The organism is Flavobacterium frigoris PS1 (assembly GCF_000252125.1).
Taxonomy (GTDB): Bacteria; Bacteroidota; Bacteroidia; order Flavobacteriales; family Flavobacteriaceae; genus Flavobacterium; species Flavobacterium frigoris_A.
In genome coordinates this window covers 1-7,789 of sequence record NZ_AHKF01000040.1, presented here as the reverse complement: position 1 = coordinate 7,789, position 7,789 = coordinate 1, and the positions used below count along the sequence as shown (strand labels likewise).

Here is a 7,789-nt window from a genome sequence, read left to right as displayed (position 1 = left end):
ACTGTATTGACCAACATAAAATCTGTTTTGGGAACATATTCACTTCGATTGCGTACTGTGGGAATAAACTGAATTCCCACGAACGCAACCAGTAAAACTAATACTATTACTTTTACAATTTTCATTTAATTAATTTGTTTTTTCACAGAACCACAAGTCAACATTTTGCTTCCATAAAAAGGGTTTTTAATCTCTTTAGTTTCGCTCAACCAGCTAACTTTTTTCATTGGGCAGTAATCTTGATAAAGAGTTTTATCGGTGCCCAATAAGGTTACTAAATCCATAACATCGGTACTCAAAGTCTCAAAATGCTCTCTTTGATGATCGATAGGACTTTTAGCAATATGTTCTGCATGCTCTTTGGCACTTTCGATTATTTCCATGTATTCTTTATGCTGAGCTTCATCAATTTTTGTCATATCAAAACTAGAAATTGCAGCAAGCATCGCTGAAGCTCCTTTAGTAGCAGCCTCTTTATTATCAGAAGCTAATGCGTTTTTAATTTGTAAATAGCTCTCTATAATTGGAGTTGTAGCGGGGCTCTTCTGGGTGCTCGCTTCTATAGCTCTTTCTGCACTTTCAGATCCGTTATGATGTCCATCGCTGTTGTCGTGATTCATTTCTGAATGATCGTGTACTTCCATTTCTCCTGAATGGGCTTCTTCACTGTGTTGTGATTCTTTGTTGTCTTTACAAGAAACTGTTAGGCTTAGTACAGCCATTGCTAAAATTCCGATTGTTGTTTTCATTTTGTTCATGGTTAAAAATTTAAAGGGTTATTATTATTTAATTGCTTGTTTCACTTCTCCACATTTTGACATAGAAGCTCCAAAATAAGGATTGACTACTTTATTTTCTTTACTCAACCAATTAGCTCCTTTATCACTGTTTGCCATTGGACAAAATTGTATATAGGAACTTTCTTTTAAAGGCTTAAAAGACTTTGTCATGGCTATCATTACATTTGATATACGCTCGAAAGATTTTCTCATCTCTTTTATATCTTTTATATGAACAGCATGTAAGATGTTGTTTTTCAATTCTGTTTGATAATTCATCCAAATTTTATGTGCATCCCCTTTAAATAGATTCATATTTATTTTATTTAAAGAATTTTCAAATTTGGATATTGTATTTTTTGCAAGATTGAAATCATCCTTAGTTAGTGCATCTTTTAGCTCAAAATAATCTTTATATAAAGGTTGTAAGCTCGTTTTTGCATCTGTACTAATTGTGGTTTTAATAGTTTGTAAGGTTGCTTGTTTTTCATTAGACATCGTACCTTTCATACCACCGTGATCGTGGCCTGTATTCACTTTACCGCCTTCGATATTCATCATACTTGGTTTACCCGCTAATTGTGCGGCCGCATCAATATTGAACGTTCCGTTTACGGCAATTTCTTCACCTGCTTCTAAACCTTCTTCAATAAGGTAATTATCTCCTAATAATGGTCCGAGTGTTACTTCTCTTAATTTAAAACTAATGCCGCTTTCTGCTTCATTTTTAATATATACAATAGAGCGTTTACCGGTCCACATAACGGCAGATTTAGGAACACTTAATGAAGATTTACCTGTAGCTACTTTCGATTTTGCAGTCCCTGAAACAAACATTTCTGGTTTTAATCTAAAATTGGAATTGCTTACCTCAATTCTGGCTTTAGCGATACGCGAATTAGGATTAATAAATGGGTCTATAAAAGAGATTGTACCAGAAAAAGATTCCCCTGGAAAAGAGGCAATGGTATAATTAATTTTATCTCCTTTTTTAATCCAATTCAATTCTGTTTCATATATTTCAAAAAGAACCCAAACCGTCGATAAATCAGCTACTTCATATAGGGTTTGTCCTCTTTGTACATAGTCTCCCAGCTCCACATTTTTCTTTACCACATAGCCCGAAACATCAGCTGTTATGGCAAATCGATCTTGTGCTTTTCCTGATTTAAGAATTGTTTTTATTGATGTTTCAGAAACCTTCCAGTTTTTTAACTTTTGCTTTACTGCTTCGAATAATTGCGGTTGAATGTCTTTAACGCTGTAGGCTTCTAATAGTTCTTGTTGTGCGCTGGCTAATTCAGGCGAGTACACATAAGCAACCACTTGCCCTTTTCTTACATACTCACCAGTAAATGTGACTAGAATTTTTTCAATTCTCCCGGGAATATGTGATGATTGACTGTATACGCCTTTTTCATTTACCTCCACTTTTCCATTAAGTGCAATTTCTTTTATTCCGTCCGAACTTCCTACCTTAATAGTTGATACGCCTGCAATAATCATTGCTGATTCTGACATGCTTATAGCGTTTGGATCAATATCGCCACTTCCAGATGTTTCAAGCGGAATTAAATCCATGCCACATATAGGACAAGCTCCAGGTTCATTTCGTCTAATTTGTGGGTGCATGGAACAGGTCCAAATTTGCTCTTTTGTTACTGTTTCTGTAGCTATTTTTTCCTTTTCATTAGCACTACCTCCAAAAAGAAGTGCCCCCAGTAACAATCCTATAAATAAAGTAGCTATAAGGGATATTTTTGTTTTTTTATCAAGTATCATAATTAAAATTGTTTTGCAGTTAAATAATCCAATTCAGCTAATTTCACATAAAAAGCACTCGTACTCGCAAGGGTTAACTTTTTATATTTCAATAGTTCTTGTTGCATGCGCAGTACTTCTTCGAAGTCTTTATTTGCATTACTGTAATAGGCTAATAATAAATTTAAGCTTTTTGAGAGTGTCGTTACTTGATTAGTATATAGTTTTAATAATTCCTGTTCTTTTTCTAACTCAAAAGTCATTTTATAATAACTGCCGTTTAATTTGTTTTCCGCCGCTTCTTTTTGGTACCAATAGCTTTCTTGCATTAATTTAGCTTCTGCATTAGCGGCATTGTATTTTGTTCTAAAGATGGGTAAGCTTAAAGTAACCATTGGCATAATAGCATCTTTACCTGAATCCGAGAAGTTATTCATACCTGTACCAACAAAAACATAATCTAATCCAACTCCTAATTTGGGTAAACCTTGTTTTTTTACCGCTATTATATTGGCATCAGCCGCTTGCTTTTTTAAATCTATTTCTAATAACAAAGGATTGGTTACTATTGAATCTTTACGGTATTCAAGGGGTAGTTCAACTAATGTAATTTCTTTAATTACGTCAATCTTTTCGTCGTATTTTCTGTTCAGAATACTATTGAACCAAGCTGTTAGTGCGGGCTCTTTTTTCTCTAATATAGATAAATTAGTTTGCGCCTCTTTTACCATAATATCCACACGCAAGACATCAACCAAACTCCCTTTCCCATTTTCAAATTTTGCGGAAGCTATTTTTTTATATGATTCTAAAATTTTGATATTTTCTTGCTCAATGCCTTTTAAATTTAATAGTTCATATAAAGGATAATATGCCGAAGCAACTTGAAAAAACAATTGATTTTTAGTATTTAAAAAAGCTTGATATTTGCTGTCGGCAAGTAAAGCAGCAACATTTTTTTGTGCTTTTAAAGTACCGAACCAAGGAAACATTTGTGTCAATGAAAACTTCATATTCTGTGGGCCAAGTCGGGTTTCTACTGGGGAAATAAAATAACCCAAAGAGAAATTAGGATCTGGTAAAGAACTCACTTGTGGGATCTTTTGCAAAGAAGCTTCAAATTCCTTATATTTTGCTTTTAGTTCTGGGTTGTTTTTAGCTGCCAGTTCGTAGTAGTTCGTAAGGGATTGTGCGCTTAAATTGCAAACGGCAAACAATAGCGTTACTAATATTATTTTACGCATTTTTTTTTATTTTATTTTTAATAACTGTTTCTCTCCAATAGGCCTGCAAAACAGGCACAATAAACATGGTCATAATTTGAATAGTCATTCCTCCAAAAGTTGGAATAGCCATTGGAATCATAATATCAGATCCTTTTCCTGTTGAGGTTAATACGGGCAAAAGAGCTATAATTGCTACTGCTGCTGTCATCACAGCAGGTCTTACTCTCTTTTTACCAGCTTCTATTACAGCTTCTCTAACCGCAGTTACCGTTTGAGGATTTTTTTCCTCAAAAACTTGGTGAATATAGGTTCCCATAATTACCCCATCATCGGTGGCAATTCCAAACAGTGCAATAAACCCAACCCAGACGGCTACACTTAAATTAACGGGATGTATTTGAAATAAGTCACGCATGTTGACATCTGCTACTACAAAATTCATAAACCAATCTTGACCGTAAAGCCATAGTAGAATAAAACCACCAGCAAAAGCAACGAATACACCAGAAAAGTGAATAGATGAAGCAATAATTGTCTTGAACTGAAAGTAAAGCAATAGAAAGATAACCACAAGACAAATAGGTATTACTATCGATAGTCTCTTCATTGCTCTAATTTGATTCTCATAGCTTCCAGAGAATTTAAAATTCACCCCTTGTGGTACTTTAAGTTCTCCTGAATCAATTTTAGCTTTTATCGCTTTTTGAGCATCATTTACCACATCTACTTCGGCAAATCCACTATTTTTATCAAACAATACAAATCCTACTAAAAAAGTATCTTCACTTTTAATTGCTTGTGGTCCTTTTGTATACTCAAATTTGACTAATTGACCCAGCGGAATTTGAGCACCTGTAGGTGTTGCAACTAAAATTTTACTCATAGCTTCCGGGCTGTCTCTTAATTCTCTTGGATAACGGACACGAATAGGATAACGTTCTCTTCCTTCAACTGTTGAAGAAACTTTCATTCCTCCAATTGCTGTTTCAATGGTTTGTTGTATGTCTTCTACATTTAATCCAAATCTTGAAATTTTTTCTCTATCAATATTTAAATGCAGATATGGTTTTCCGACAATTCTATCGGCAAAAACGGCTTCTTTTTTAACAGATGGCACTTCTTTAAGGATTCCTTCCAATTCTAACCCAAATTCTTCGATGGTTTTCAAATCTGGACCAAATACTTTAATACCCATTGGTGCTCTCATTCCTGTTTGGAGCATTACAAGTCGCGTTTCAATAGGTTGTAATTTAGGTGCAGATGTTACTCCAGGAATTTTTGATGCTTTAACAATTTCATCCCAAATATCATCTGGTGAATGTATTTTGTCTCTCCAGTTTCGATAAAAATTACCATTATCATCTTCAATCAAATTTTTCATAGTTATCCCTTGTTTCAAGGCATCATCATGTGAAAGACTATCGCGTGATTTTGTAATGAATCGATCTTTTTTATCCACTTTAAATCGCATACGATGCCCTTTTTCATTTAGAATGTATTCAGGCTTATAATTAATCATGTTCTCGTACATGGAGATAGGGGCAGGGTCTAAAGCACTTTCCACACGACCTAGTTTTCCAACAGCCATATCCACTTCTGGGATATGTCCTAGTATCATGTCTAGTTGGCCTATTACTTTTCGGTTTTGTGCTACACCAGAATGTGGCATGGAGGTTGGCATTAATAAATAACTACCTTCGTTTAGTGAAGGCATAAACTCTGATCCAATACCCGGAAAAGTATGTGTGGGTACAGTCCAAACTTTAGAATTTCGGATATCCCAACCTACTTTTTCAAAACCGTTAGCGACAAAGCCAAAGGTAGCATTGAAACCAATCCATACTAATAGACCAAACAGTAGAGTAACTAAAGGTAATAACATAAATTTACCTTTATTAGCTAAACACCATCTTAGTACTGGCTCGTAAAAACGAACAATACTTAATAAGCCTGTTAAAATGATACCTAATAAAACAATCACAAATAAGTAATTACCTATTATGCTTATTTGTGGACCAAGAGGCATCCATTCCTCCGTAAGGAAAAAAGATATAATTAGCAGCACTAAAATTATATTGAAATGCTTAGTGTAAGATTTATATTTTTCTGGAATTTTGTAATTGAATAAGTCGTATAAACCCATTAAGCACAAAGCCAAAGGAAGCATCATTTTAAAATAAATACTCAATAGAACCCCAGCTGCTATAAATACATAACCCCAAAAACGCTTTACTCGTTTTTTATCATAATCAATTCCAAAAATAAGATGGGCTAAAGAAGGCAAAACAATTAAACCAAGCACAAAAGCTCCTAATAAGGCAAATGTTTTGGTAAACGCCAAAGGTCTAAATAGCTTACCTTCTGCTGATTCCATAGCAAATACGGGAATAAAACTTACTATTGTAGTCGCTAATGCTGTAGTGATAGCCGAGGCTACTTCTATGGTTGCGTTGTAAATAACCTCTAATAGTTTTTGCCCTTTGACTCCTTCATTTTCTGGCATTTCTAAGTGCCTTATAATATTCTCAATAAATATAACGCCAACATCTACCATTACACCTATGGCTATGGCGATACCAGATAGGGCTACAACATTGGCATCGACTCCCGAATAGCGCATTACTATAAAGGTCATCAATACTCCAACGGGTAATAAACTAGAAATAATTAAGGACGCTCGAAGATTAAATAATAAAATTAAAACCACAATAATACTGATTAGTATCTCATGTGAAAGCGCTGTCTCCAGTGTACCTATCGTTTCATGAATTAGTTGAGTACGGTCATAAAATGGGACAATTGTTAATTGACTTACCACTCCGTTTGCTAAGGTTTTTTTAGGCAAACCAGGAGCGATTTCTTTAATTTTAGATTTAACTCCATTTAATACTTCTAAAGGGTTGGAGCCATATCTTGCAATAATCACACCACCTACAGCTTCAGCGCCACCTTTATCTAAAGCCCCACGTCGAGTTGCTGGACCTAGAGTAACTACTCCAATATCCTTTATACGAATTGGCACATTGTCATTTACTGCAACTACAGCAAGTTCAATATCTTCAATTTTTTTTACATAACCAAGTCCTCTTACAAGATATTCTGCTTGATTAATTTCGATTGTTTTAGCACCGATATCTTTATTTGACTTTTGTACGGCAGTCATCACTTTCATCAATGGAATGTTAAATGCTTTTAGTGCATCTGGATTCACATCTATTTGATACTCTTGAACAAATCCGCCTATAGAAGCAACTTCAGAAACTCCTTTAACTGCATTTAATCCGTATTTAATGTAGAAATCTTGGGCTGTTCTTATTTCGTTTAAATCCCAACCTCCAGTAGGATTTCCATCTTTGTCTCTTCCTTCAACAGTATACCAATATACTTGTCCAAGTGCAGTTGCATCAGGTCCTAAAGAAGGTTTCACTTCTTCAGGTAATAAACTATTTGGTAACGAATTTAGTTTTTCAAGTATTCGTGAACGAGACCAGTAAAATTCTACATCATCATCAAAAATGATATAAATACTCGAAAAACCAAATATAGAATTACTTCTAATTGACTTTACACCTGGTATACCCAGCATATATGTTGTTAATGGATACGATATTTGGTCTTCTATATCATGTGGAGACCTACCCGGCCATTGTGTGAAAACGATTTGTTGGTTTTCTCCAATATCAGGAATTGCGTCTACAGACACTGGACTTGATGGTATGAAAGGAACCTTCCAGTCAAATGGTGCAGTTGCTATTCCCCAAACTATTATTACAAGAAGAATGAGTCCTGTAACTAATTTATTTTCAAGGAAATATTTTATAGTTTTATTTAACATGTATTTTTATTTATTTCTTCTTAATCGGAACTTATTTTTGATTACTATAATTAAAGTATATAAAATCAGTAACCAAATTAGATAATAATGTTCCAAAGAAAGAGTAAAGAATTTAGTAGTGTTTAAGGCTCAATGGTTATTGTAAATAAAATATATTCCTTTATTTTTTTCACAACACTTTATCGCAG

The 7,789-nt window shown here is 34.3% G+C and carries 4 protein-coding genes; all 4 read right to left on the bottom strand.

What is annotated here, in order from left to right; genetic code table 11:
* Nucleotides 1–125 precede the first annotated feature (125 nt).
* From HJ01_RS16900 to HJ01_RS16885, 4 genes are read right to left on the bottom strand one after another with little or no spacing between them, the layout of a single operon-like run.
* Nucleotides 126–749 carry a DUF3347 domain-containing protein gene (locus HJ01_RS16900; protein WP_238531107.1) on the bottom strand — a complete coding sequence of 208 codons (624 nt, stop codon included), beginning with the start codon at nucleotides 747–749 and terminating at the stop codon, nucleotides 126–128.
* A gap of 33 nt (nucleotides 750–782) precedes the next feature.
* On the bottom strand, nucleotides 783–2,561 hold the full coding sequence (locus HJ01_RS16895) for an efflux RND transporter periplasmic adaptor subunit (protein WP_007139730.1): 1,779 nt from the start codon (nucleotides 2,559–2,561) through the stop codon (nucleotides 783–785).
* Between the two features lie 2 nt (nucleotides 2,562–2,563).
* A complete protein-coding gene (locus tag HJ01_RS16890) occupies nucleotides 2,564–3,784 on the bottom strand; it encodes a TolC family protein (protein ID WP_007139729.1) in 1,221 nt (406 codons plus the stop codon).
* Nucleotides 3,777–7,601, bottom strand: a complete 3,825-nt coding sequence (locus tag HJ01_RS16885) for an efflux RND transporter permease subunit (RefSeq protein ID WP_007139728.1) — start codon at nucleotides 7,599–7,601, stop codon at nucleotides 3,777–3,779. The genes HJ01_RS16890 and HJ01_RS16885 overlap by 8 nt, the downstream gene beginning before the upstream one ends.
* Nucleotides 7,602–7,789: the final 188 nt, after the last annotated feature.